The sequence below is a fragment of the Streptomyces sp. Y20 genome (genome assembly GCF_043195475.1).
Lineage (GTDB): Bacteria > Actinomycetota > Actinomycetes > Streptomycetales > Streptomycetaceae > Streptomyces.
Window position 1 is genome coordinate 147,363 of sequence record NZ_JBIDDP010000001.1, and the last position, 21,279, is coordinate 168,641.

Here is a 21,279-nt window from a genome sequence, read left to right on the forward strand (position 1 = left end):
CCGGTGCCCCCTTGGCAGCGCGGTGTGCGGCCGGGATGCTGAACTCCCCTGTGTCCCAACGTCGTTGGAGGAAGTCCGTGTCCCCGATCACCTCGCGCGTCCGGCGCGGCAGATGGTTCGCCGTCCTGGCCGGCGCCGCCGCCCTGGTCGTCGCCTCCCCCGCCGCCGCCTTCGCCGCCCCGCCCCCGGCGCTGCCACGGAACGCCGGGGCCGCCGAACTGGCGTACCAGCCCGCCTTCGACTACGACACGGACGGCTGCTACCCGACGCCCGCGATAGGTCCCGACGGCACGGTCAACCCGGGGCTGAAGCCGACCGGCGCCCTCAACGGCAGCTGCCACGACGCCTCCGACCTCGACAACACCAACAGCTACTCACGCTCCCTGTGCGACAACGGCTGGTGCGCCTACCTCTACGGCCTGTACTTCGAGAAGGACCAGGCGCTGCCCGGCAGCGGCATCGGCGGGCACCGCAACGACTGGGAGCACGTCGCGGTGTGGGTGCGGGACGGGCAGGTCCAGTACGTGTCGACGTCCAACCACGGCTCGTTCACCGTGCACCCGGCCTCCGAGGTCCGCTTCGAGGGCACCCACCCGAAGGTCGTCTACCACAAGGACGGCATCGGCACCCACTGCTTCCGGCTCGCCAACACGAACGACGAGCCGCCGGAGAACCACCGGCACACCTGGCAGTACCCGCCGCTGGTCGGCTGGGACGGCTATCCGGCGGGCCTGCGCGACGAGTTGAGCGCCTACGACTTCGGCAGCGCCCACTTCGGCCTGAAGGACGGGGCCTTCGCCTCCCACCTCGCGTCGGCGAAGCCGTCCGGGATCCCGTTCGACCCCGGCGCCTGAACCGCTCCGCCGTCACGGCGGTCTATCGTGTCCCCATGTCTGTGCCGGAACTCATCCGTATCGTCTCCCGCGACTCCCCCATGGCCCTGGCCCAGGTGGAGCGGGTCCGCGCCGAACTGGCCGCTGTGTACCCGGGTGTGCGGACCGAGGTCGTACCTGTGCGCACGACCGGTGACAAGTGGCTGGGCGATCTGTCCGAGGTCGAGGGCAAGGGCGCGTTCACCAAGGAGGTGGACGCCGCCCTGCTGGCCGGGGAGGCGGATCTCGCGGTGCACTGCGTCAAGGACGTGCCCGCCGACCGGCCGCTGCCCGCCGGGACGGTGTTCGCCGCGTTCCTGAAGCGGGACGACATCCGGGACGCGCTGGTGCACCCCGGCGGGCTGACTCTGGACGAGCTGCCGGCCGGCACCCGGATCGGCACCTCCTCGGTGCGCCGGGTCGCCCAGCTCGCCGCCACCCACCCGCGGCTGGTGTGCGTGCCGTTCCGCGGCAACGCCAACCGCCGGCTCGAGAAGCTGGCCGCCGGGGAGGCGGACGCGCTGCTGCTGGCGGTGTCCGGCCTGGAGCGCATCGGCCGGACGGACGTGATCAGCGAGGTGCTGTCGCCGGAGACGATGATGCCGCCGATCGGCGCGGGCATCCTGGCCCTCCAGTGCCGGCAGGACGACACCGAGCTGATCGACGCGGTCAGCGGGCTCGGCGACCCGGCCACCCACCGGGAGGCGACGGCCGAGCGGATGTTCCTGCATGTGCTCCAGGGGCACTGCAACAGCCCGATCGCCGGGTACGCGCGCATGGACCACGGCGGGGAACTCTCGCTGCGTGCCTGCGTGTTCACCCCGGACGGCAAGACCCGGCTGAACGCCCACGAGTGGGCCGGCCGGCTGGATCCGGCCACGCTCGGCACCTCGGTCGCGGTGGCGCTGCTCCGGCAGGGCGCGCGGGAGATCATCGACGGCATCCCGCACTGAGCCCGGCCGGGGCGGGCCGCCCGCCTCAGGCGGTGCCGGGCTCCGCCTGGTCCTTCAGGAAGGCGCTGACCTGGTGGGCCAGACCGCACGGTCCGGCACCGGCGGGCGTGGCCGCCGTGGTCCCGTCCGCGACACCGATCCCGCCCGCCCACAGCCGGCGGTCGCTCCACTCGTCCTCCACCCGCAGCTGCACCTGTACGTCCACGTGGGTGAGGGCGGCCTCGGGTGCGGCGGCGTAGAGCACGGCGGTGGCCCGGCGCAGCGGGTATACGTCGAAGCCCTCGATGAACTGCGAGTTGCGCCAGTCGATGAAGGCGCCCTCGCCGTCGGGACCGACACGGACGTCGATCTGACCGTCCTCCAGATGGATGCCGTAGTGCCGCGGGCCGCGGTTCTCGACGGTCACCCGGACGCTGAAGTACGTCAGTCCGGCGGCGGCGTCGTCGCGTCCGCGCGGCGGCTCGGACGGCTCCAGGCGGTGTACGCGGACCCGCAGACCGGCATGCTCGTCGTACTCCTGCCAGTCCCCGACCACGTTCGGCTCGTACACGGTGCCCCTCTCGACCTTCGAGAGCTGCTGTCTATCCGTGTGCTCAGCGCGGTGTCAAATGAGCAGAATGCGCTATGGCCAGGGGATTCACCGGCGTTGATCGGTGATCAAGCGCTGCCCAGGAAGAATCCGTCCGCGGCCCCGCACCGCCGGGTACGCGCGCGTGCCGCACATCACGTCCGACGGCAGGACCAGCGGCCCGCACCGCGGCCCGGTGAGCCCGCGGCGGCGGCGCAGGATATTCTGACGAAATAACCGGTATGTACGCATTTGTTTTGAGATGCGCGAGAATCGGGAAAGCGGACCTCAGTGCTTCGGACAGGAGGCACGTCCGTGGGAGCCGGCCCGGCCGCACGCCCCGGTGTCCCCCTGGTCCGAGCGCACCTCCCACGGTGTCTGTCCATCCAGCACCTGCCGAAAGAGGTGCACGCCATGCGTGTCACTGGCAGCACGAAGCCCCACCCCCACGACGACGCCCCGGACACGGGCAGGTCCTTCGAGCGGCTGGCGGGGCTGCCCGACGGCCCCGAGCGTCAGGCGCTCCGGGACGAGCTGGTCCGCCTGTGGCTGCCGATGGCCGAGCGGATCGCCGTGCGGTTCCGCGGCCGCGGGGAGGCCCTGGAGGACCTCTACCAGGTGGCCGCGCTGGGCCTGGTCAAGGCCGTCGACCACTACGACCCCGCGCGTGGCCGCGCCTTCGAGGCGTACGCCGTCCCGACCATCACCGGCGAGATCAAGCGGCACTTCCGTGACCACATGTGGACCCTGCACGTGCCGCGCCGGGTGCAGGACCTGCGCAACCGCGTCCGTTCGGCGATCAAGGAACTCGCGCAGACGACGTCCGGCCGGGCGCCCACCGTCGCCGAGATCGCGGCGCACACGCGGCTGACCGAGGACGAGGTGCGTACGGGCATGGAGGCGCTGGAGTGCTTCTCCGCGCTGTCCCTGGACGCCGAGGTGGCCGGCACCGACGGGTACGCCCTCGGGGACTCCCTGGGCGCGCCCGACCCGGGATACGACCTCGTCGTGGACCGCGCCGCGGTCAAGCCGTGCCTCGCGGCCCTGCCCGAGCGCGAGCGCACCATCCTCTACCTGCGGTTCTTCGGCGGCATGACGCAGAGCCGGATCGCCCAGCAGCTCGGGATCTCGCAGATGCACGTCTCGCGGCTGCTCAGCGGCTGCTTCGACCGGCTGCGCGAGGAACTCCTCGCCCAGACCCGCGCCCGCTGACCGCGCACCGCCGGCTACGCCCCCTCCGCCCCCGGGATCTGTGCGGGGCCGTACCGGTCCAGGGCGTCCTCGAGCTCGGCGCGGACGTGCGGGGGGAGGTCCCCGTGGCGGCCCCAGACGAGGATCATCTCCGCGATGTCGCGGAGCTTGATGTTGGTGTGCTGGGAGACGTCCTTCAGCACCTGCCAGCCCTGGTCCGGCGTGAGTCGGCCGAGGGCGACCACCATGCCGATCGCCTGGTCGACGACGGCGTGCGAGACCATCGCCTCCTTCAGCTGGCCGACCTCCGCCTGAAGCGCGGCGACGTGGTCCCGCTCGCTCTCCTCCATGCCTCCATCCTGCGCAGAGGCCTGTACCCCTGCCACCCGGGGTACTCGGCATGCACTCCACCCCTTTCCGGTCGGACACTGGTGCCAGACCGGTGGCCGCCGGGCCCCGAGAGCAGGACGCGACTGCCATGAACCACGAGACCCCCGCCGGCGTACCGCGCAGGAGAGACATCGTCTCCACGGACTCCGTCTTCGGCGCTCCGTGCTGGGTGAGCCTGACCAGCCGCGATCTCCAGGCCACCCAGGACTTCTACACGGCCGTGCTGGGCTGGCGCTGGCGCGGCGCCAACCTCGGCGAGCACTTCCGGATCGCCCTGGCGAACGGCGTGCCGGTGGCCGGGATCGCGGCCGTGGCGTCCATGTGGCAGATGGCGGTCGCCTGGACGCCGTACTTCGCGGTGCCGGACGCGGACGTGGCCGCGTCCCGGGCCCGGGAGCGCGGCGGTACGGCGGCGGTCGGCCCGCTGTCCTTCCCTCCCGGCCGGGCGGCGCTGCTCGCCGACCGGGACGGGGCCACCTTCGGCATCTGGCAGGGCGAACTGGTCTCCAACTGGGAGGCGTGGCGGCAGGCCGCGCCGGCCTTCGTGCGGCTGCACACCCGGGACGCCTTCGACGCCGCGATCTTCTACGGTGAGATCCTGGACTGGGCATCCGGCCTGCCGGGCTGCTGCGAGGTCGAGTACGAGGGCGGTGAGGTGGTGCTGCGCAGCCGCGGTGACGTGGTGGCGCGCATCGACTCGGGCGCGGTGGGGGCCGCCCCGGACCCCTCGGTACGGCCCCACTGGCAGATCCACTTCGCGGTGACCGACGTGGCCGGCTGTGCCCGCGCGGCGGAGAAGCACGGTGGCAGTGTGCTGCGCGAGGACGAGACCGAGGCGATCCTGCGCGACGCGGACGGCGCGCAGTTCACGGTGACGTCGCGGCGCGATCACTGAACGCTGCCGGCCGGCGGCGGCGCGGCGAACCCCAGGGGCTTGCCGGCGCGGGCCCCTGGAGTCATCCGTGCCGTCGGCCGCGTCAGCCGCCGGCGCGCGACGGGCGGGACAGCAGAACCAGGCTGCGGGACTCCACGCGGAGCCTCGTGCCGGCCTTGCGTTCGCGTTCGTCCGGGACGCCCTCGGGGTCGGCGGTGTCGACCAGGGTGGTCCAGCGCTCGCCGTAGGAGGCGTCGGGCAGCCGGAAGTCGACCGGCTCCCAGTAGCCGTTGACGAGCAGCAGGAAGGAGTCGTCGGTCATGCGGCGCCCGTAGGCGTCGCGTTCGGCGATGGCGTCGCCGTTGAGGAACACGCCGACCGAGTGAGCGTCGTCGCGCTGCCAGTCCCGGTCGGTCATCTCGCGGGCGTCGGGCCGCAGCCACATCAGGTCGGGCAGCGGCTGCTCGGCGTTGGTCACGGTGTCGCCGCGGAAGAATCGGCGGCGGCGCAGCACCGGGTGCCCGGCGCGCAGGGCGATCAGGTGCCGGGTGAAGTCGGCGAGGCCGCGCTGCTCGTCGGTGAGGTCCCAGTCCACCCAGGAGATCTCGTTGTCCTGGCAGTAGGCGTTGTTGTTGCCGCGCTGGGTGCGGCCGAGTTCGTCGCCGTGGCAGAGCATCGGGATGCCCTGCGAGAGCAGCAGGGTGGCCAGCAGGTTGCGCTGCTGGCGGGCGCGCAGCTCCAGGACGGCGGGATCGTCGCTGTCGCCCTCCACCCCGCAGTTCCAGGACCGGTTGTGGCTCTCGCCGTCGCGGTTGCCCTCGCCGTTGTCCTCGTTGTGCTTGTCGTTGTACGACACGAGGTCGCGCAGCGTGAATCCGTCGTGCGCGGTGACGAAGTTGACGCTCGCGCGGGGCCGGCGCCGGCTGCGCTGGTAGAGGTCGGATGAACCGGTGAGCCGGGAGGCGAACTCGCCGAGCGCGCCGGGCTCGGCCCGCCAGAAGTCCCGTACGGCGTCGCGGTACTTGCCGTTCCACTCCGACCACAGCGGCGGGAAGTTGCCGACCTGGTAGCCGCCCTCGCCGACGTCCCAGGGCTCGGCGATGAGCTTGACGCGGCTGATCACCGGGTCCTGCTGGATCAGATCGAAGAACGCCGAGAGCCGGTCCACCTCGTGGAACTGCCGGGCCAGGGTGGCCGCGAGGTCGAAGCGGAAGCCGTCGATGTGCATCTCGGTGACCCAGTACCGCAGCGAGTCCATGATCAGCTGGAGGACGTAGGGATGCCGCATCAGCAGGCTGTTGCCCGTGCCGGTGGTGTCGTAGTAATACGCCCAGTCACCGTCGACCAGGCGGTAGTAGGAGGCGTTGTCGATGCCCCGGAAGGACAGCGTGGGACCCATCTCGTTGCCCTCGGCGGTGTGGTTGTAGACCACGTCGAGGATGACTTCGAGGCCGGCCGCGTGCAGTGCCTTCACCATGGCCTTGAACTCGTCGACCTGCTGGCCGCGGCTGCCGAAGGCGGCGTAGGCGTTGTGCGGGGCGAAGAAGCCGATGGTGTTGTAGCCCCAGTAGTTGACCAGGCCGCGGTCCTGGAGGACGCCGTCCTGCACGAACTGGTGCACCGGCATCAGCTCCACCGCGGTGACGCCGAGCGAGGTCAGGTGCTCGGTCACGGCCGGGTGCGCGAGACCGGCGTAGGTGCCGCGCAGCCGGTCGGGGACGCCGGGGTGGGTGCGGGTGAGGCCGCGGACGTGGGCCTCGTAGATGACCGAGTCCGCGTACGGCGTCCTGGGCGGGCGGTCGTCGCCCCAGTCGAAGAACGGGTCCGTGACCACGCCCAGCATGGAGTGGCCGGCGCTGTCGGCCGGGTCGGGGCCGTCGGGGTCACGCTCGTAGAGGGAGGGGTGGTTGTCGATCTGGCCGTCGACGGCCCGGGCGTACGGGTCGAGGAGCAGCTTCGCCGGGTTGCACCGGTTGCCGAGCTCCGGCTGCCAGGGGCCGTGCACCCGGAAGCCGTAGCGCCGGCCCGGGGCGACACCGGGCAGGTAGGCGTGCCAGACGAAGCCGTCGACCTCGTGCAGCGGGACGGCTGTCGCACGGCCGCCGTCGAAGAGGATCAGCTCGACACGCTCGGCGACCTCGCTGAAGAGGGCGAAGTTGGTGCCCTGCCCGTCGAACGAGGCGCCCAGCGGGTAGGGGTGCCCGCTCCAGACGGGCACCCCTTCGCGGACCTTGCGGGCGGTCACCGGCTGCCCTCCAGAGCGTGGTCACCGGCGAGCACGGCCACGCGCTGGGTGCGCGGCACGTCGAGCCCGGTGCGCAGGGTGGGCGCGGGGGCGGTGGGCACCAGCGGGACGCGCTGGCCGGCGCGGGCCCGCTGCGAGAACCAGATGATCTTGGCTCCGGAGTCCGAGGCGCAGCAGCCCCAGCCGTCGCTCATGGCGGCGATGTCGGCCAGGCAGGCCCGCAGGTCCTGGTCGGGGCGCAGATCGGGGTCGTCGCCGCCGAAGGCCGTGATGAGATGCTGGCCGTTCCACCACATCTCGATGGAGGTGTGCTTGTCCGTGGCGTGCGCGTCGATCGCCCGCAGCAGCATTTCCGCGCCGCGGCAGACGGGGTCCACGATGTTGTCGAGGTCCCAGTGGCGGAGGTGGGCGGCCAGGATGCGGCTGACCTGTCCCACCCGTTCCGGGCTGACTTCCACGTCGAGGTGGTAGTAGCAGGGCACTGCGGTCTTCATCGTCGCTTGCTCCTCACCGGCGAAGCTCTCGCTCCCCCTACCCCGTCCGGGAGGGATCCCGGACACGAAGCGTGAGCGTTCATCGCTCCTGAGTCATCTCCACGGTGAGGCTGCTACGCCATTCGTGCAACACGAGCACCGGGCGCCCGGAATAGTTGAAGGACCAACAAGACGCTGCGTCGTGGTGCGTGCACCATGAGTGAAAGCCTCGATCGCCGTAACGGTGCCGTACCTCCCCGCGTGCGGACACCACCCGACCGTCGGGAACGCGCCCAGTCGAGAGCGTGGAAGGTGAACAGGGCCATGCTGCTACCGGCCAAGGCCGAAGTGGCCCGGCAGTTGCGGCGGTACCGGGCGTGGGAGCGCGTGATGCTCGCCTCGCCGTACGACCGCACGGTCCGGACCACGTTCGAGGACTCGGGATACACGCTGTGCGTTCTGATGGGCAAACGCTGTGCCCGCGAGGCCGCGGACGCCGCCGAACGCTATCTGCGCACCAACCTGGTCACCTATCTGCGCGAGCAGGGCGGTCGGCCGCAGCCGCGCCGGGCAGCCAGAAGAGCGACGCCACCGGAGCGGCGTTCCACGGCGCCAAGGCCCTGACCTGGCACCGTACAAGGCGTTCCCCTCGGGACCGGCACGCGCCGGCCCGACCTCGGATCGCGGAGCCGGGCCGGGTGCCCGGCTCCGCGCACGGCGGAGGTGAGAAACATGCGCAGGACCCCGGCCATCGGCCGTGTACCGGTACGCGACGTCCGGCCGGCCGTGGACTGCGGCAGGCGCCCGGCGAAGGCGGTGACCGGGGAGACCTTCCAGGTGACGGCCACCGTGTTCCGGGAGGGCCACGACGCCGTCGGCGCCAACGTCGTCCTGCGCGATCCGAAGGGCCGCAAGGGCCCGTGGACACCGATGCGGGAGCTCGCCCCGGGCAGCGACCGCTGGGGCGCCGACATCACCCCGGACGCGACGGGACGCTGGACCTACCGCGTGGAGGCCTGGAGCCACCCGCTGGCGACCTGGCGGCACACCGCGTCCGTCAAGGTGCCCGCCGGCATCGACACCGGCCTGGTGCTGGAGCAGGGCGCCGAGCTGTACGAGCGGGCGGCGGCCGGAGTGCCCAAGGGCCCGGAGCGGGACCTGGTGCTGGCCGCCGCGCGCGCCCTCGGCGACGACTCCCGTTCCGTCCACCACCGTCTGAAGCCGGCGCTGTCGCCGGAGGTGGAGGCGTTGCTGGGCCGGTATCCGCTGCGGGAGCTGGTCACGGCCTCGGAGGCGATGCCACTGCTGGTGGAGCGGGAACGGGCCCTGTACGGCTCGTGGTACGAGTTCTTCCCCCGCTCCGAGGGCACCGCCGAGCAGCCCCACGGCACGTTCCGCACGGCCGCGCGCCGCCTGGAGGCGATCGCGGACATGGGCTTCGACGTGGTCTACCTCCCACCGGTCCACCCGATCGGCACGACGTTCCGCAAGGGCCCCGACAACACCCTCACCGCCGGCCCCGACGACGTCGGCGTGCCCTGGGCGATCGGTTCCCCCGAGGGCGGCCACGACGCCGTCCACCCCGCCCTGGGCACCCTGGAGGACTTCGACCTCTTCGTCGCCCGCGCCCGGGAACTGGGCCTGGAGATCGCCCTGGACCTCGCCCTCCAGTGCTCCCCCGACCACCCCTGGGTGGACAAGCACCCCGAGTGGTTCCACCACCGCCCCGACGGCTCCATCGCCTACGCCGAGAACCCGCCCAAGAAATACCAGGACATCTACCCCATCGCCTTCGACACCGACATGGACGGCCTCATCGGTGAGACGGTCCGCGTCCTGCGGCACTGGATGGCACACGGCGTGCGGATCTTCCGGGTGGACAACCCCCACACCAAACCGGTGGTGTTCTGGGAACGGGTCATCGCCGAGGTCAACCGCAAGGACCCCGACGTGATCTTCCTCGCGGAGGCCTTCACCCGCCCGGCGATGATGCACACCCTGGCGCAGATCGGCTTCCAGCAGTCCTACACCTACTTCACCTGGCGCAACACCAAGCAGGAACTGACCGAGTACCTCACCGAACTGTCCGGAGAGGCGGCGGCCTACATGCGGCCCAACCTCTTCCCCAACACCCCCGACATCCTGCACGCCTACCTCCAGCACGGCGGACGCCCCGCCTTCGAGGTCCGCGCCGTCCTGGCCGCCACCCTCTCCCCCGCCTGGGGCATCTACAGCGGCTACGAACTGTGCGAGAACACCGCCGTACGCGAGGGCAGCGAGGAGTACCAGCACTCCGAGAAGTACCAGCTGCGCCCCCGCGACTGGGACGCCGCCGCACGCGAGGGCCGCACCATCGCCCCCCTCATCACCCGCCTCAACACCGCCCGAAGGCGGCACCCCGCGCTCCAGCGCCTGCGCAATCTCCGCTTCCACCGGACCGACAACGATGCCGTGCTCGCCTACAGCAAGAGCACGGGTACGGACACGGTCGTCGTGGTCGTCAATCTCGACCCGCATCACACCCAGGAGGCCACGGTCTCGTTGGACATGCCGCAACTCGGCCTGGACCGGGACGCCGCCCTGACCGTGCACGACGAACTGACGGGCGAGACGTACCGCTGGGGCAGGACCAACTACGTGCGTCTCACGCCCGGCCGGACGCCGGCGCACGTGCTCCACGTCGGGCGATCCACGCCCCAGATCGGAGGGCCCGCAGCGTCATGACCGTCAACGATCCCGTACCGGACACGTTCGAGGACACTCCCGCCAAGGACCGGGATCCGGAGTGGTTCAAGCGCGCCGTCTTCTACGAGGTGCTGGTCCGCTCCTTCCACGACAGCAATGGCGACGGCGTCGGCGACCTGAAGGGACTGACCGCCAAGCTCGACTACCTCCAGTGGCTCGGCGTGGACTGCCTGTGGCTGCCGCCCTTCTTCAAGTCTCCCCTGAAGGACGGCGGTTACGACGTCTCGGACTACACCTCCGTGCTGCCCGAGTTCGGTGACCTCGCGGACTTCGTGGAGTTCGTGGACGCCGCCCACCAGCGCGGCATGCGCGTCATCATCGACTTCGTCATGAACCACACCAGCGACGAGCACCCGTGGTTCCAGGAGTCCCGGAAGAACCCCGACGGCCCGTACGGCGACTACTACATGTGGGCCGACGACGACAAGCGGTACCAGGACGCCCGCATCATCTTCGTCGACACCGAGGTCTCCAACTGGACCTTCGACCCGGTGCGCGGCCAGTACTACTTCCACCGCTTCTTCTCCCACCAGCCGGACCTCAACTACGAGAACCCGGCCGTGCAGGAGGAAATCCTGGCCGCGCTGCGCTTCTGGCTGGACCTGGGCATCGACGGCTACCGCCTGGACGCGGTCCCCTACCTCTACGCCGAGGAAGGCACCAACTGCGAGAACCTGCCCGCCACGCACGCCTTCCTCAGACGGGTCCGGCGCGAGATCGACGCGATGTACCCGGACACCGTGCTGCTGGCGGAGGCGAACCAGTGGCCCGAGGACGTCGTCGACTACTTCGGTGACTACGGGGCCGGCGGCGACGAGTGCCACATGGCGTTCCACTTCCCCGTCATGCCGCGCATCTTCATGGCCGTACGGCGCGAGTCGCGCTACCCGGTCTCCGAGATCCTCGCCAAGACCCCCGCGATCCCCTCGGGCTGCCAGTGGGGCATCTTCCTGCGCAACCACGACGAGCTGACCCTGGAGATGGTCACCGACGAGGAACGCGACTACATGTGGGCCGAGTACGCCAAGGACCCGCGGATGCGCGCCAACATCGGCATCCGCCGCCGCCTCGCGCCCCTGCTCGACAACGACCGCAACCAGATCGAGCTGTTCACCGCCCTGCTGCTGTCCCTGCCCGGCTCGCCGATCCTGTACTACGGCGACGAGATCGGCATGGGCGACAACATCTGGCTCGGTGACCGCGACGCGGTGCGCACCCCCATGCAGTGGACCCCCGACCGCAACGCCGGCTTCTCCTCCTGCGACCCGGGACGCCTCTACCTCCCCACGATCATGGACCCGGTCCACGGCTACCAGGTCACCAACGTCGAGGCCTCCATGTCGTCCCCGTCCAGCCTGCTGCACTGGACCCGCCGCATGATCGAGATCCGCAAGCAGAACCCCGCCTTCGGACTCGGCTCGTTCACGGAACTGCCGTCCTCCAACCCGGCCGTGCTGGCCTTCCTGCGTGAGTACGGCGACGACCTGGTGCTGTGCGTGAACAACTTCTCCCGCTTCGCCCAGCCCACCGAACTCGATCTGCGGGCCTACGACGGCCGGCACCCGGTCGAGCTGATCGGCGGGGTGCGCTTCCCCGCCATCGGCGAACTGCCGTACCTGCTCACCCTCCAGGGCCACGGCTTCTACTGGTTCCGGCTCACCCGAGTCGCATCCCGCATCGGCCGCCGCCGCTGATCCCGGCGCCGAGGAAAGGACGCGTCACCATGCCGAAGACCATCACTCCCCGACCGAGAACCGCCGTCGGCGTCGACGGCCCCCTGGTCTCGCTCGGCGCGCTGCTGCGCGAGTGGTTGCCGAGGCAACGCTGGTTCGCGGGCAAGGACCGGCCGGTCACCGACCTGTCGGTGCTGTCCGTGACGGAGCTGTTCCCAGGGTGCCTGCACCTGCTGGTGCACGCCTCGCACGCGCCGGTGCCGGCCCCCGGCGGCACTCCCCCGCCCGGTGACTGCTACCAGCTGCTGCTGGGCCTGCGCCCGCACCCCGCACCCCGCCTGGAGCAGGCGTTCATCGGGCGGGCGGTGGAGGGACCGCTGGCCGGGCTCGCGGTGTACGACGCGCTGCACGACCCGCGCGCGGCCCATCTGCTGCTGGAGCGGCTGCGGCAGCCCGGCACGGCGGGCCCGCTGCGGTTCGAGACGGACCCGGCCGCCCACGTGCCCGGCGGGCTGCCGCCACGGCTGCTGGACGCCGAGCAGTCCAACTCCTCGATCGTGTACGGCGACGCCTACATCCTGAAGGTGTTCCGCCGGATCCAGCCGGGCGTCAACCCGGACCTGGAGGTGTCGGCCGCGCTGGCCGGCCAGGGCTGCACCCGGGTGCCGCCGCCGGTGGCCTGGTTCACCACCAGCGCCCCGCGCCCGGCCACCCTCGGGGTGCTCCAGCCGTTCCTGCCGGACGCCACCGACGGCTGGACGCTGGCGCTGCGCGCGCTCGCCGCGGGCGACGACTTCACCGCCGAGGCCCGTGCGCTGGGCCGGGCGATGGCCGAGGTGCACCTGGCGCTGGCCGAAGCGTTCCCGCCGGCCGGCCCGGGCGAGAACGGCCGTACGGCCCAGGCGATGTGCGCGCGGCTGGACGCCGCCGCGCACGCCGTGCCCGCGCTGGCGCCCTTCGTCCCCGGACTGAGGGCCGCCTTCGGGGCGCTCGCCACGTGCGACACCGGTCCGCCCGCCCAGCGCATCCACGGCGACCTGCACCTGGGGCAGGTGCTGCGGGCCGGCCGCGACTGGTTCGTCATCGACTTCGAGGGTGAACCCTCCCGTCCGCTCACCGAGCGGCGGGCCCCGCAGTCCCCGGTGCGCGATGTCGCCGGGATGCTGCGCTCCTTCGACTACGCGGCCCGGCAGCGCCGCCCCTGGCGACCCGAGTGGGCACGCCGCTGCCGGGAGGCGTTCTGCGCGGGCTACGCGGCCCGCGCGGGCTGGGACCCACGCAAGAAGCACGCGCTGCTGCGCGCGCACGAGACGGACAGGGCGGTCTACGAGGTGCTGTACGAGGCAAGACACCGACCGGACTGGCTGCCGGTACCGATGGCGGCGATCAAGCGGCTCGCCGTGTGGGGAGGCTGACCCATGGCACTGCGTGACACGACGCCTCCCGAGGCCGCGGGCCCGAGGCCGCCCGCCGCGCTGGATCCCGCCGACCGCGGCCGGCTGCTGGCCGGCGCCCACCACGATCCGCACGCCCTGCTGGGCGCCCACCCGGTGCCGGGCGGCACCCTGGTCCGGGCGCTGCGCCCGAACGCCCGGGCGGTGAGCGTCCTGGCCGACGGGACGCGCACCGCGCTGACGTCCGAGGGCGACGGCCTCTTCGCGGCCGTCCTGCCCGGCTCGGGGATCCCCTCGTACACACTGCTGGTGGCGTACGACGAGGGGGAGCAGGAGGTGCACGACCCGTACCGCTTCCTGCCCGCCCTCGGCGAGCTGGACCTGCATCTGCTGCGGGAGGGCCGGCACGAGCAGCTGTGGCGGGCGCTCGGGGCCGAGCCCATGGTCCACCAGGGCGTGGCCGGCACCCGTTTCACCGTGTGGGCGCCGAACGCCCAGGGGGTGCGGGTGGCCGGTGACTTCACGTACTGGGACGGCACGCAGTACCCGATGCGGTCGCTCGGCGCGTCCGGGGTGTGGGAGCTGTTCCTGCCCGGCGTCGGCGAGGGCACCCGGTACAAGTTCGAGATCACCTCCCGCCACGGCCACCGCTTCCTCAAGGCCGACCCCATGGCGCGGCTCACGGAGGCGCCGCCGGACACCGCGTCGGTGGTGACGTCCTCGCGGTACGAGTGGGGCGACGCGGAGTGGATGACGCACCGCGGTGACATCCCGGTGCACCAGGCGCCGTTCTCGGTGTACGAGGTGCATCTGCCCTCCTGGCGTCCCGGCCTGGACTACCGCCGGCTTGCCGAGGAACTCCCGGCGTACGCCCGGGACATGGGCTTCACGCACGTCGAGCTGATGCCGGTGGCCGGGTATCCCTTCAGCGGTTCCTGGGGTTACCAGGTCACCTCCTACTACGCGCCGACGCCCCGGCTCGGCTCGCCGGACGACTTCCGGTACTTCGTGGACGCCTGTCACCGTGCCGGCCTCGGTGTGATCATGGACTGGGTGCCGGCGCACTTCCCCAAGGACGACTGGGCGCTGGCCCGGTTCGACGGGGACGCGCTGTACGAACCCGGGGACTCCCGGCGGGCCGAGCATCCGGACTGGGGGACGTACGAGTTCGACTTCGGACGGACCGAGGTGCGCAACTTCCTCGTCGCCAACGCGGTCTACTGGTGCGAGGAGTTCCACATCGACGGGCTGCGCGTGGACGCCGTGGCCTCCATGCTCTACCTCGACTACTCGCGCGAATCCGGCCAGTGGGAGCCGAACGTGTTCGGCGGGCGGGAGGACCTGGACGCGGTCGCCTTCCTCCAGGAGATGAACGCCACGGTGTACCGGCGCTGCCCGGGGGTGGTGACCATCGCCGAGGAGTCGACCGCCTGGGAGGGGGTGACCCGGCCGACGGACAGCGGCGGCCTCGGGTTCGGGCTGAAGTGGAACATGGGCTGGATGCACGACTCGCTGGAGTACATCCAGAAGGAGCCGGTGCACCGCAGGTACCACCACAACGAGATGACCTTCTCGATGGTGTACGCCTACAGCGAGAACTACGTCCTGCCCATCTCCCACGACGAGGTCGTCCACGGCAAGCAGGCCCTGGTGTCGAAGATGCCGGGCGACTGGTGGCAGCGGCGCGCCAACCACCGCGCCTACCTCGGCTTCATGTGGGCCCACCCGGGCAAGCAGCTGCTGTTCATGGGGCAGGAGTTCGCCCAGGGGGCGGAGTGGAACGAGGCGCACGGCCCCGAGTGGTGGCTGCTCGCCGACGACTACCACTCCGCCGGCGACCACCGGGGCGTACAGGACCTGGTGCGGGACCTGAACACGGTGTACCGGCGGACCCCGGCGCTGTGGCAGCGGGACACCGACCCGGGCGGCTTCCGGTGGGTGCTGTGCGACGCGGCGGACGACAACGTCCTGGCGTTCCTGCGGTTCGCCGCCGACGGCACCCCGCTGCTGACCGTGTCGAACTTCTCCCCCGTCGTCCGGCACGGCTACCGCCTGTGGGTGCCCGACGAGGTTCCCGCCTGGCGGGAGGTGCTGAACACCGACGGCGTCCGCTACGGCGGCGGCGGGGTCGGCACCGAGGGGCCGGTCAAGCCCGGGGACGGGTTCCTGGAGCTGACGCTGCCGCCGCTCGCCACCGTCTGGCTGGGCCCCGAGGGCTGAGCGCCGCGCAGGTGTCGCCGGCCGGGTGAGGGGGCAGTCGAGGTCGTACAGACCCACGACTGCCCCTTGCGGCACGGACAGAAGGGCGGCACCACGTGCGCACCGTCGGAGTGGAGGAGGAACTCCTCCTGGTCGACCCGGACAGCGGCGACCCCAAGGCGCTCGCGGCGCCCGTGCTCGCCCGCGTAGCCCAGGACGATCCCGGTCAGGACGTCTTCGAGAAGGAACTGTTCGGCCAGATGCTGGAGTTCGCCACGCATCCGCAGTCGGACATGACGGCCCTCGGCGACGAGATCGTGCGGTGCCGCAAGGAGGCGGCCCGGCACGCCGGGCAGATCGGCTGCGGGGTCGCGGCACTCGCCAGTTCCCCCCTGCCGGTGAGCCCCTCCCTCAGCATGAACGAGCGCTACCAGTGGCTGGCCGAGCAGTACGGCGTGCCCACCCGGGAGCAGCTCGTGTGCGGCTGTCATGTCCATGTGTCGGTGGAGTCCGACGAGGAGGGCGTGGCGGTCCTCGACCGGATCCGGCCGTGGCTGCCGGTCTTCCGCGCGATCAGCGCGAACTCGCCGTTCTGGCAGGGCCGGGACAGCGACTACCACAGCTACCGCAGCCGGGTGTGGGAGCGCTGGCCGTCGGCGGGGCCCACCGAGCTTTTCGGCTCCCCCGAGCGGTACCACCGGCGGGTGGCGGACATGGTGGCCACCGGGGCCATACTCGACGAAGGCATGGTCTACTTCAGCGCCCGGCTGTCCGCGGCGTATCCGACGGTCGAGATCCGCGTGTCGGACGTGTGCCTGAATGCGGAGAGCGCCGTGCTGATCGCCACGCTGACCCGGGGCCTGGTGGAGACCGCCGCCCGGGACTGGCGGGCCGGCCGGCCGCCGCTCGACCACAGTGTGAGCCTGCTGCGGCTCGCCGACTGGCAGGCCGCCCGCTTCGGTCTCGACCAGGAGCTGCTCGACCCGGTGACCATGCGGCCCCGGCCCGCCGCCGAGGTGCTGCGTTCGCTGCTGGAGCACACCGGGGAGGCGCTGGCCGGCACCGGTGACGCGGACCGCGCCGAAGAGGCCGTCGCCGGCCTGCTGCGGCACGGCAACGGCGCCCGCGAGCAGCGGGCGCTGCTGGAGCGCACCGGCAGCCTGCGGGACGTCGTCACCGAGTGCGTACGCCGGACCCAGGGCTGAGGCACCCTGGGCTGAAGGTGCCGGTCACAGGATCAGCACCAAGGCGTAGACCAGGAAGAAGGCCGCGATCAGCACGACCAGCAGCAGGATCAGGGTCAGCGGAGCCTTGGCCCAGCCTCTGCTCCGGGCGTTGGGCTGGCGGGGCCCGGCCTCGGGCATGCTGCTCTCGGCGGGCGGCGTCTCACCGGGCGGAACTCCCCCGCCTGGCTCGAGTCCGGTCGTGCGCTCGGGTTCCGGATCGGGGTTCACATGGCTCATGCCGTACGAGTCCCCAGAACACGACCGGATCATCAGCCGATCACGACTTACCCGTTCCCGGCGCCGAACGCGCTCACCTGGGCTACATTCGAGCACCGCCGACACCGAGCCGGTCGGCGGAGTGACCCTCCGTACACCCAGGAGCAGCGCATGCGGAACGTCGCCCTCGCTCCAGCCGTCACCCCGCCGCTCACCGGCGGCCTCGCCGACAGTGTCTTCCAGACGGCGGACCGGAACCCCACCCTGCCGATGCTCGCGCGCCGCGCGCATCCCGCCGCGACCGGTTGGGAGGAGGTGACGGCGGTCGAGGTGCGGGACGAGGTGGTCGACGTGGCCAAGGGCCTGATCGCCGCCGGCGTCTCGCCCGGCCACCGGGTGGCCGTGATGGCCCGCACCCGGTACGAGTGGACGGTGTTCGCCCACGCGCTGTGGGCCGTGGCCGCCGAGGTCGTGCCGATCCACCCGGCCGCCTCGCGCGAGCAGGTCGAGTGGATCCTGCGGGACGCGGGCTGCGTGGCCGTGGTGGTGGAGGACGAGCAGGGCGTCATGACCATCGGCACCGTGTGCGCCCGGCTCCCGCTGCTGCGCCACGTCTGGCAGCTGGACGCGGGCGCGCTGTCCACGCTGGCCGAGCGGGGCGCGGTCGTGCCGTACACGACGGTGGCGTCGCTGCGCCGGATCGTGCTGCCCGACGCCACGGCGGCCGTCGTCTACACCTCGGGCACCTCGGGCCGTCCGATGGGCTGCGCGCTGAGCCACCGCGCGCTGGCTCACCCCTGCGACACCCTGCTGGCCGGCTGGGGCCACACCGCCGCTCCCGCGGGCGAACAGGCGGCCGTCCTGGCCTTCCTGCCGTTCTCCCACGTCTACGGAATCATGATCATGCTGACGTGCGTGCGCGGCGGGATCCTGCTGGGGCACGAGCCGGAGCTGACCGAGGCGGCGCTGGCGTCGGCGCTGGCCACGTTCCGGCCGACGTACCTGTACGGCGTGCCGTCGGTGTTCGAGAAGCTGTACAAGAACTTCCTACGGGCCGCGGAGCAGGCGGGCCGGGGCGCCCTGTTCGAGCGGGCCGCGCAGACCGCGCGGGACTTCGCCGAGGCCGAGGAGCGCCGGCGGCTGGGCACCGGGCCGGGCCCGGGGTTCGACCTGAGGCTGCAACACGCCCTGTACGAGCGGACGGTCTACCGCCGGCTGCGGGCCGCGCTCGGCGGCCGGGTGGTGCGCGGCACCTCCGGGGGTTCCTCGCTCGACCGCGGTCTGTCCCTGTTCTACGAGGGCATCGGCGTGTACGTCCACGACGGGTACGGGCTCACCGAGTCCAGCGGCGGGATCACCATGCAGCCGCTGGGCCGGGAGAAGTCCGGGACGGTGGGCCGCCCCCTGCCGGGCACCGACGTCCAGGTGGCGGACGACGGCGAGATCCTGGTGCGCGGGCCGTCGGTGTTCCAGGGCTACATCGGTGACGAGACGGCGACGCGGGCCGCGCTGCGCGGCGGCTGGCTGGCCACCGGGGACATCGGGCGGCTGGACCCCGAGGGCTATCTGACGATCACCGGGCGCAAGAAGGACATCATCGTCACCAGCGGCGGCAAGAGCGTGGCCCCGGCCCTGCTGGAGCAGCGGCTGCGCCGGCATCCGCTGGTGCACCAGGCCGTGGTGATCGGCGACGACCGGCCCTGCGTCGGCGCGCTCATCACGCTGGATCCGGACTTCCTCGCGCACTGGCGGGCCGCGCTACGGATCCAGGGGGACGTCACGGGCCGGGAGGCACGGGAGGAGAACGCGCTGCGGGAGGAGATCGCACGGGCCGTCGCCTCCGCCAACAGCGCGGTGTCCCGCGCCGAGTCCATCCGGGTCCACCGCGTCCTCCAGGAACCGTTCGCACCGGAGAACGGGCTGCTCACGCCGTCCCTGAAGCTGCGCCGGGCCGCCGTCGTGCGGCACTACGCGGCCGAGATCGAGGCCATGTACCAGGCGCGTTCCCGGGGGCGGCGGGGCCCGGTGGAGACCGCCGACTGGGACGAGCCGGACGACGTCTTCCGCTGAGCACGCGCACCGACGGGACCGCTGTGCCAAGGGGGACGGATAGCCTGCCCGGCTCGGGGAACCCGAGCGCAGGCAGAGATCAGCAACGACGACCGTCCTGGTCGGCAAGGGGCCGGGCCCTTTTCCGCCCGGACCGGGGAATGCGAGATGGCGACGGAGCCGCGTTGGGACGAGACACCGCCCTCGGAGGAGAGGTACGAGCGTACGTTCTCCTTCATGGGCGAGCTGCGCAACGTCACGGAGGCCCGGCTCGCGGCGGAGGAGTACCTGGGGGCGCTCGCCCTGAGCGCGCCGCCGGGCGCGCCCGAGTACTGGGACGACATCCTGCTGGTAGTGACGGAGCTGGCCGCGAACGTGATCCAGTACGCGCCCGGCCCGTTCGACCTGCGGATGCGCCGCACTTTCGACGGGGTGCACGTGACGATGCGCGACACGAACACGACCAAGCCGGAGCCGCGGCCCTTCCACCCGCGTACGGGCGGCGGCGGCATCGGCTGGCACCTGGTGCACACCCTGTGCACCCAGGTGAGCGTCGTCGTGCACGAGGGCGGCAAGGACATACACGTGTTCCTGCCCTGGTGACCGGTGTGCGACGTGTAGGTGTGCGCCAACCGGTTACTCCGCCCCCTGCGGGGGCACGTTGATCACCACGCGTTCGACTGCCTGCCGTACCCAGCTGGCGGAACGGCTGGAGGCACGGTGGGATCGGAGTTGGTGCACAGCGATCCAGGGCAGGCGAACGGCGTCGAGTCGGACCGCCCGGAGCCGCAGAAAGGGATGAACACCGTGACACGACCCAGGATCCTGGTGGTGGGCGCAGGCTTCGCCGGAGTGGCGTGCGTCCGCCGCCTGGAGCGGAAACTCGCCCCCGGCGAGGCCGACGTCACGCTGGTGACGCCGTTCGCCTATCAGCTCTACCTGCCGCTGCTGCCCCAGGTCGCCTCCGGCGTGCTCACGCCGCAGTCGATCGCCCTCTCCCTGCGGCGCAGCAGCAAGTACCGCACGCGGATCATCCCGGGCGGTGCGATCGGGGTGGACCCGAAGGCCAAGGTGTGCGTCATCCGCACCATCACCGACAAGATCGTCAACGAGCCCTACGACTACATCGTGCTGGCCCCGGGCAGCGTGACCCGCACCTTCGACATCCCGGGCCTGACCGAGCACGCCTTCGGCATGAAGACGCTCGCCGAGGCCGCCTACATCCGCGACCACGTCATCTCGCAGCTCGACCTCGCCGACGCCAGCGACGACCCGGTCGAGCGGGCCGCGCGGCTCCAGTTCGTCGTGGTGGGCGGTGGCTACGCCGGCACCGAGACGGCGGCCTGCCTGCAACGGCTCACGCACGCGGCCGTACGGCGCTATCCGCGCCTGGACCCGGGCCTGATCAAGTGGCACCTGATCGACGTCGCGCCCAAACTCATGCCGGAACTGGGCGACAAGCTCGGCCGCAGCGCGCAGGAGATCCTCAAGCGGCGCGGGATCGAGGTCTCGCTGGGCGTGTCGATCGACAAGGCCGGCCCGGAGGAGGTCACCTTCACCGACGGCCGGGTCGTGCCCACGCACACGTTGATCTGGACGGCGGGCGTGGTGGCCAGCCCGCTGATGGCCACGCTCGGCGCGGAGACGGTCCGCGGCCGGCTGGCGGTCACCGCGGAGATGTGCCTGCCGGGCCACGACGGCGTGTTCGCGCTCGGCGACTCGGCCGCCGTACCGGATCTGGCGAAGGGCCAGGAGGGCGCGGTCTGCCCGCCCACCGCGCAGCACGCCATGCGGCAGGGCCGGAAGGTCGCCGACAACGTCATCGCGGCGCTGCACGGCCACCCCCTCCAGCCGTACGAGCACAAGGACCTGGGCCTCGTCGTCGACCTCGGCGGCAAGGACGCGGTGTCCAAGCCGCTGGGTGTCGAGCTGCGCGGGGTGCCCGCGCAGGCGGTGGCCCGCGGCTACCACTGGTCGGCCCTGCGCACCAACGTCGCCAAGACCCGGGTGATGACCAACTGGCTGCTGAACGCGGTCGCGGGCGACGACTTCGTGCGCACCGGTTTCCAGGCCCGCAAGGCCGCCCGGTTGAAGGACTTCGAGTTCACCGACTCGTACCTGACGCCGGAGCAGGTGCGGGCCCGGGTGGAGGGCGGGGCGCTCAACCAGCTCTGACGTGACGTGGATCACCACAGAGGACCGCCGATCAGC

18 protein-coding genes are annotated in these 21,279 nt (G+C 71.8%); 13 read left to right on the forward strand and 5 right to left on the reverse strand.

The features are described from left to right. The first annotated feature begins 77 nt into the window (after positions 1 to 77). Together ACGFT1_RS00680 and hemC are read left to right on the forward strand one after the other, a co-directional pair. The gene (locus ACGFT1_RS00680) at positions 78 to 854 is read left to right on the forward strand and encodes an NPP1 family protein (RefSeq protein WP_373906836.1); all 777 of its coding nucleotides are present in this window, start codon (positions 78 to 80) and stop codon (positions 852 to 854) included. A gap of 35 nt (positions 855 to 889) precedes the next feature. After that, positions 890 to 1,825 (forward strand): hydroxymethylbilane synthase, encoded by a 936-nt coding sequence (hemC, locus tag ACGFT1_RS00685; protein ID WP_373906837.1) that lies wholly within the window; start codon positions 890 to 892, stop codon positions 1,823 to 1,825. 25 nt (positions 1,826 to 1,850) lie between these two features. Here hemC and ACGFT1_RS00690 read toward each other — a convergent pair whose 3' ends face one another. Continuing rightward, positions 1,851 to 2,375, reverse strand: coding sequence for a hypothetical protein (locus ACGFT1_RS00690; protein ID WP_373906838.1), 525 nt, complete (start codon positions 2,373 to 2,375; stop codon positions 1,851 to 1,853). A 432-nt stretch (positions 2,376 to 2,807) separates the two neighbouring features. Between ACGFT1_RS00690 and ACGFT1_RS00695 the strand changes: the two genes are divergently transcribed. Further along, positions 2,808 to 3,605: an RNA polymerase sigma factor SigF gene (locus ACGFT1_RS00695; RefSeq protein ID WP_373906839.1), complete on the forward strand. Its 798-nt coding sequence runs from the start codon at positions 2,808 to 2,810 to the stop codon at positions 3,603 to 3,605. A 14-nt stretch (positions 3,606 to 3,619) separates the two neighbouring features. Here ACGFT1_RS00695 and ACGFT1_RS00700 read toward each other — a convergent pair whose 3' ends face one another. After that, positions 3,620 to 3,934: an ANTAR domain-containing protein gene (locus tag ACGFT1_RS00700; protein ID WP_373906840.1), complete on the reverse strand. Its 315-nt coding sequence runs from the start codon at positions 3,932 to 3,934 to the stop codon at positions 3,620 to 3,622. Between the two features lie 128 nt (positions 3,935 to 4,062). Here ACGFT1_RS00700 and ACGFT1_RS00705 point away from each other — a divergent pair, with 128 nt between their 5' ends. Next, on the forward strand, positions 4,063 to 4,869 hold the full coding sequence (locus tag ACGFT1_RS00705; protein WP_373906841.1) for a VOC family protein: 807 nt from the start codon (positions 4,063 to 4,065) through the stop codon (positions 4,867 to 4,869). Positions 4,870 to 4,951: 82 nt separating this feature from the next. Here the strand turns inward: ACGFT1_RS00705 and glgX are convergent, their stop codons facing one another. Both glgX and ACGFT1_RS00715 read right to left on the reverse strand, forming a co-directional pair. Next, a complete protein-coding gene (glgX, locus tag ACGFT1_RS00710; protein ID WP_373906842.1) occupies positions 4,952 to 7,093 on the reverse strand; it encodes a glycogen debranching protein GlgX in 2,142 nt (713 codons plus the stop codon). Beyond that, positions 7,090 to 7,587 (reverse strand): pep a2, encoded by a 498-nt coding sequence (locus ACGFT1_RS00715; protein WP_373906843.1) that lies wholly within the window; start codon positions 7,585 to 7,587, stop codon positions 7,090 to 7,092. The genes glgX and ACGFT1_RS00715 overlap by 4 nt, the downstream gene beginning before the upstream one ends. 303 nt (positions 7,588 to 7,890) lie before the next feature. Between ACGFT1_RS00715 and ACGFT1_RS00720 the strand changes: the two genes are divergently transcribed. From ACGFT1_RS00720 to ACGFT1_RS00745, 6 genes are all read left to right on the forward strand, one after another. Then, positions 7,891 to 8,190, forward strand: coding sequence for a DUF5133 domain-containing protein (locus ACGFT1_RS00720; RefSeq protein ID WP_373906844.1), 300 nt, complete (start codon positions 7,891 to 7,893; stop codon positions 8,188 to 8,190). Positions 8,191 to 8,298: 108 nt separating this feature from the next. Beyond that, positions 8,299 to 10,290: an alpha-1,4-glucan--maltose-1-phosphate maltosyltransferase gene (locus tag ACGFT1_RS00725; protein WP_373906845.1), complete on the forward strand. Its 1,992-nt coding sequence runs from the start codon at positions 8,299 to 8,301 to the stop codon at positions 10,288 to 10,290. Continuing rightward, positions 10,287 to 12,005, forward strand: a complete 1,719-nt coding sequence (treS, locus tag ACGFT1_RS00730) for a maltose alpha-D-glucosyltransferase (RefSeq protein ID WP_373906846.1) — start codon at positions 10,287 to 10,289, stop codon at positions 12,003 to 12,005. The genes ACGFT1_RS00725 and treS overlap by 4 nt, the downstream gene beginning before the upstream one ends. Positions 12,006 to 12,034: 29 nt before the next feature. Beyond that, entirely contained in the window at positions 12,035 to 13,399 is a 1,365-nt protein-coding gene (locus tag ACGFT1_RS00735; protein ID WP_373906847.1) for a maltokinase, read from the forward strand. Positions 13,400 to 13,402: 3 nt separating this feature from the next. After that, positions 13,403 to 15,598, forward strand: coding sequence for a 1,4-alpha-glucan branching enzyme (glgB, locus tag ACGFT1_RS00740; RefSeq protein ID WP_373906848.1), 2,196 nt, complete (start codon positions 13,403 to 13,405; stop codon positions 15,596 to 15,598). A 95-nt stretch (positions 15,599 to 15,693) separates the two neighbouring features. Next, positions 15,694 to 16,782 carry a glutamate--cysteine ligase gene (locus ACGFT1_RS00745; protein WP_373906849.1) on the forward strand — a complete coding sequence of 363 codons (1,089 nt, stop codon included), beginning with the start codon at positions 15,694 to 15,696 and terminating at the stop codon, positions 16,780 to 16,782. Between the two features lie 24 nt (positions 16,783 to 16,806). On the opposite strand, the gene ACGFT1_RS00750 is transcribed toward ACGFT1_RS00745, so the two are convergent. Then, entirely contained in the window at positions 16,807 to 17,040 is a 234-nt protein-coding gene (locus ACGFT1_RS00750) for a DUF6480 family protein (protein WP_373906850.1), read from the reverse strand. A gap of 150 nt (positions 17,041 to 17,190) precedes the next feature. Here ACGFT1_RS00750 and ACGFT1_RS00755 point away from each other — a divergent pair, with 150 nt between their 5' ends. The 3 genes from ACGFT1_RS00755 (at position 17,191) to ACGFT1_RS00765 (ending at position 21,243) form a co-directional block, all read left to right on the forward strand. Beyond that, positions 17,191 to 19,089, forward strand: coding sequence for a long-chain fatty acid--CoA ligase (locus tag ACGFT1_RS00755; RefSeq protein ID WP_373906851.1), 1,899 nt, complete (start codon positions 17,191 to 17,193; stop codon positions 19,087 to 19,089). 147 nt (positions 19,090 to 19,236) lie between these two features. Further along, positions 19,237 to 19,671, forward strand: coding sequence for an ATP-binding protein (locus tag ACGFT1_RS00760; protein WP_373906852.1), 435 nt, complete (start codon positions 19,237 to 19,239; stop codon positions 19,669 to 19,671). A gap of 195 nt (positions 19,672 to 19,866) precedes the next feature. Continuing rightward, complete coding sequence (locus ACGFT1_RS00765) at positions 19,867 to 21,243, forward strand: NAD(P)/FAD-dependent oxidoreductase (RefSeq protein WP_373907629.1); 1,377 nt, start codon at positions 19,867 to 19,869, stop codon at positions 21,241 to 21,243. The last annotated feature ends 36 nt before the right edge of the window (positions 21,244 to 21,279 follow it).

Coding starts and splice junctions, on each gene's coding strand:
- hemC (WP_373906837.1), top strand. CDS start 890: ATGTCTGTGCCGGAACTCATCCGTATCGTCTCCCGCGACTCCCCCATG.
- ACGFT1_RS00695 (WP_373906839.1), top strand. CDS start 2,808: ATGCGTGTCACTGGCAGCACGAAGCCCCACCCCCACGACGACGCCCCG.
- ACGFT1_RS00700 (WP_373906840.1), bottom strand. CDS start 3,934: ATGGAGGAGAGCGAGCGGGACCACGTCGCCGCGCTTCAGGCGGAGGTC.
- ACGFT1_RS00705 (WP_373906841.1), top strand. CDS start 4,063: ATGAACCACGAGACCCCCGCCGGCGTACCGCGCAGGAGAGACATCGTC.
- ACGFT1_RS00715 (WP_373906843.1), bottom strand. CDS start 7,587: ATGAAGACCGCAGTGCCCTGCTACTACCACCTCGACGTGGAAGTCAGC.
- ACGFT1_RS00720 (WP_373906844.1), top strand. CDS start 7,891: ATGCTGCTACCGGCCAAGGCCGAAGTGGCCCGGCAGTTGCGGCGGTAC.
- ACGFT1_RS00725 (WP_373906845.1), top strand. CDS start 8,299: ATGCGCAGGACCCCGGCCATCGGCCGTGTACCGGTACGCGACGTCCGG.
- treS (WP_373906846.1), top strand. CDS start 10,287: ATGACCGTCAACGATCCCGTACCGGACACGTTCGAGGACACTCCCGCC.
- ACGFT1_RS00735 (WP_373906847.1), top strand. CDS start 12,035: ATGCCGAAGACCATCACTCCCCGACCGAGAACCGCCGTCGGCGTCGAC.
- glgB (WP_373906848.1), top strand. CDS start 13,403: ATGGCACTGCGTGACACGACGCCTCCCGAGGCCGCGGGCCCGAGGCCG.
- ACGFT1_RS00750 (WP_373906850.1), bottom strand. CDS start 17,040: ATGAGCCATGTGAACCCCGATCCGGAACCCGAGCGCACGACCGGACTC.
- ACGFT1_RS00755 (WP_373906851.1), top strand. CDS start 17,191: ATGCGGAACGTCGCCCTCGCTCCAGCCGTCACCCCGCCGCTCACCGGC.
- ACGFT1_RS00760 (WP_373906852.1), top strand. CDS start 19,237: ATGGCGACGGAGCCGCGTTGGGACGAGACACCGCCCTCGGAGGAGAGG.
- ACGFT1_RS00765 (WP_373907629.1), top strand. CDS start 19,867: ATGAACACCGTGACACGACCCAGGATCCTGGTGGTGGGCGCAGGCTTC.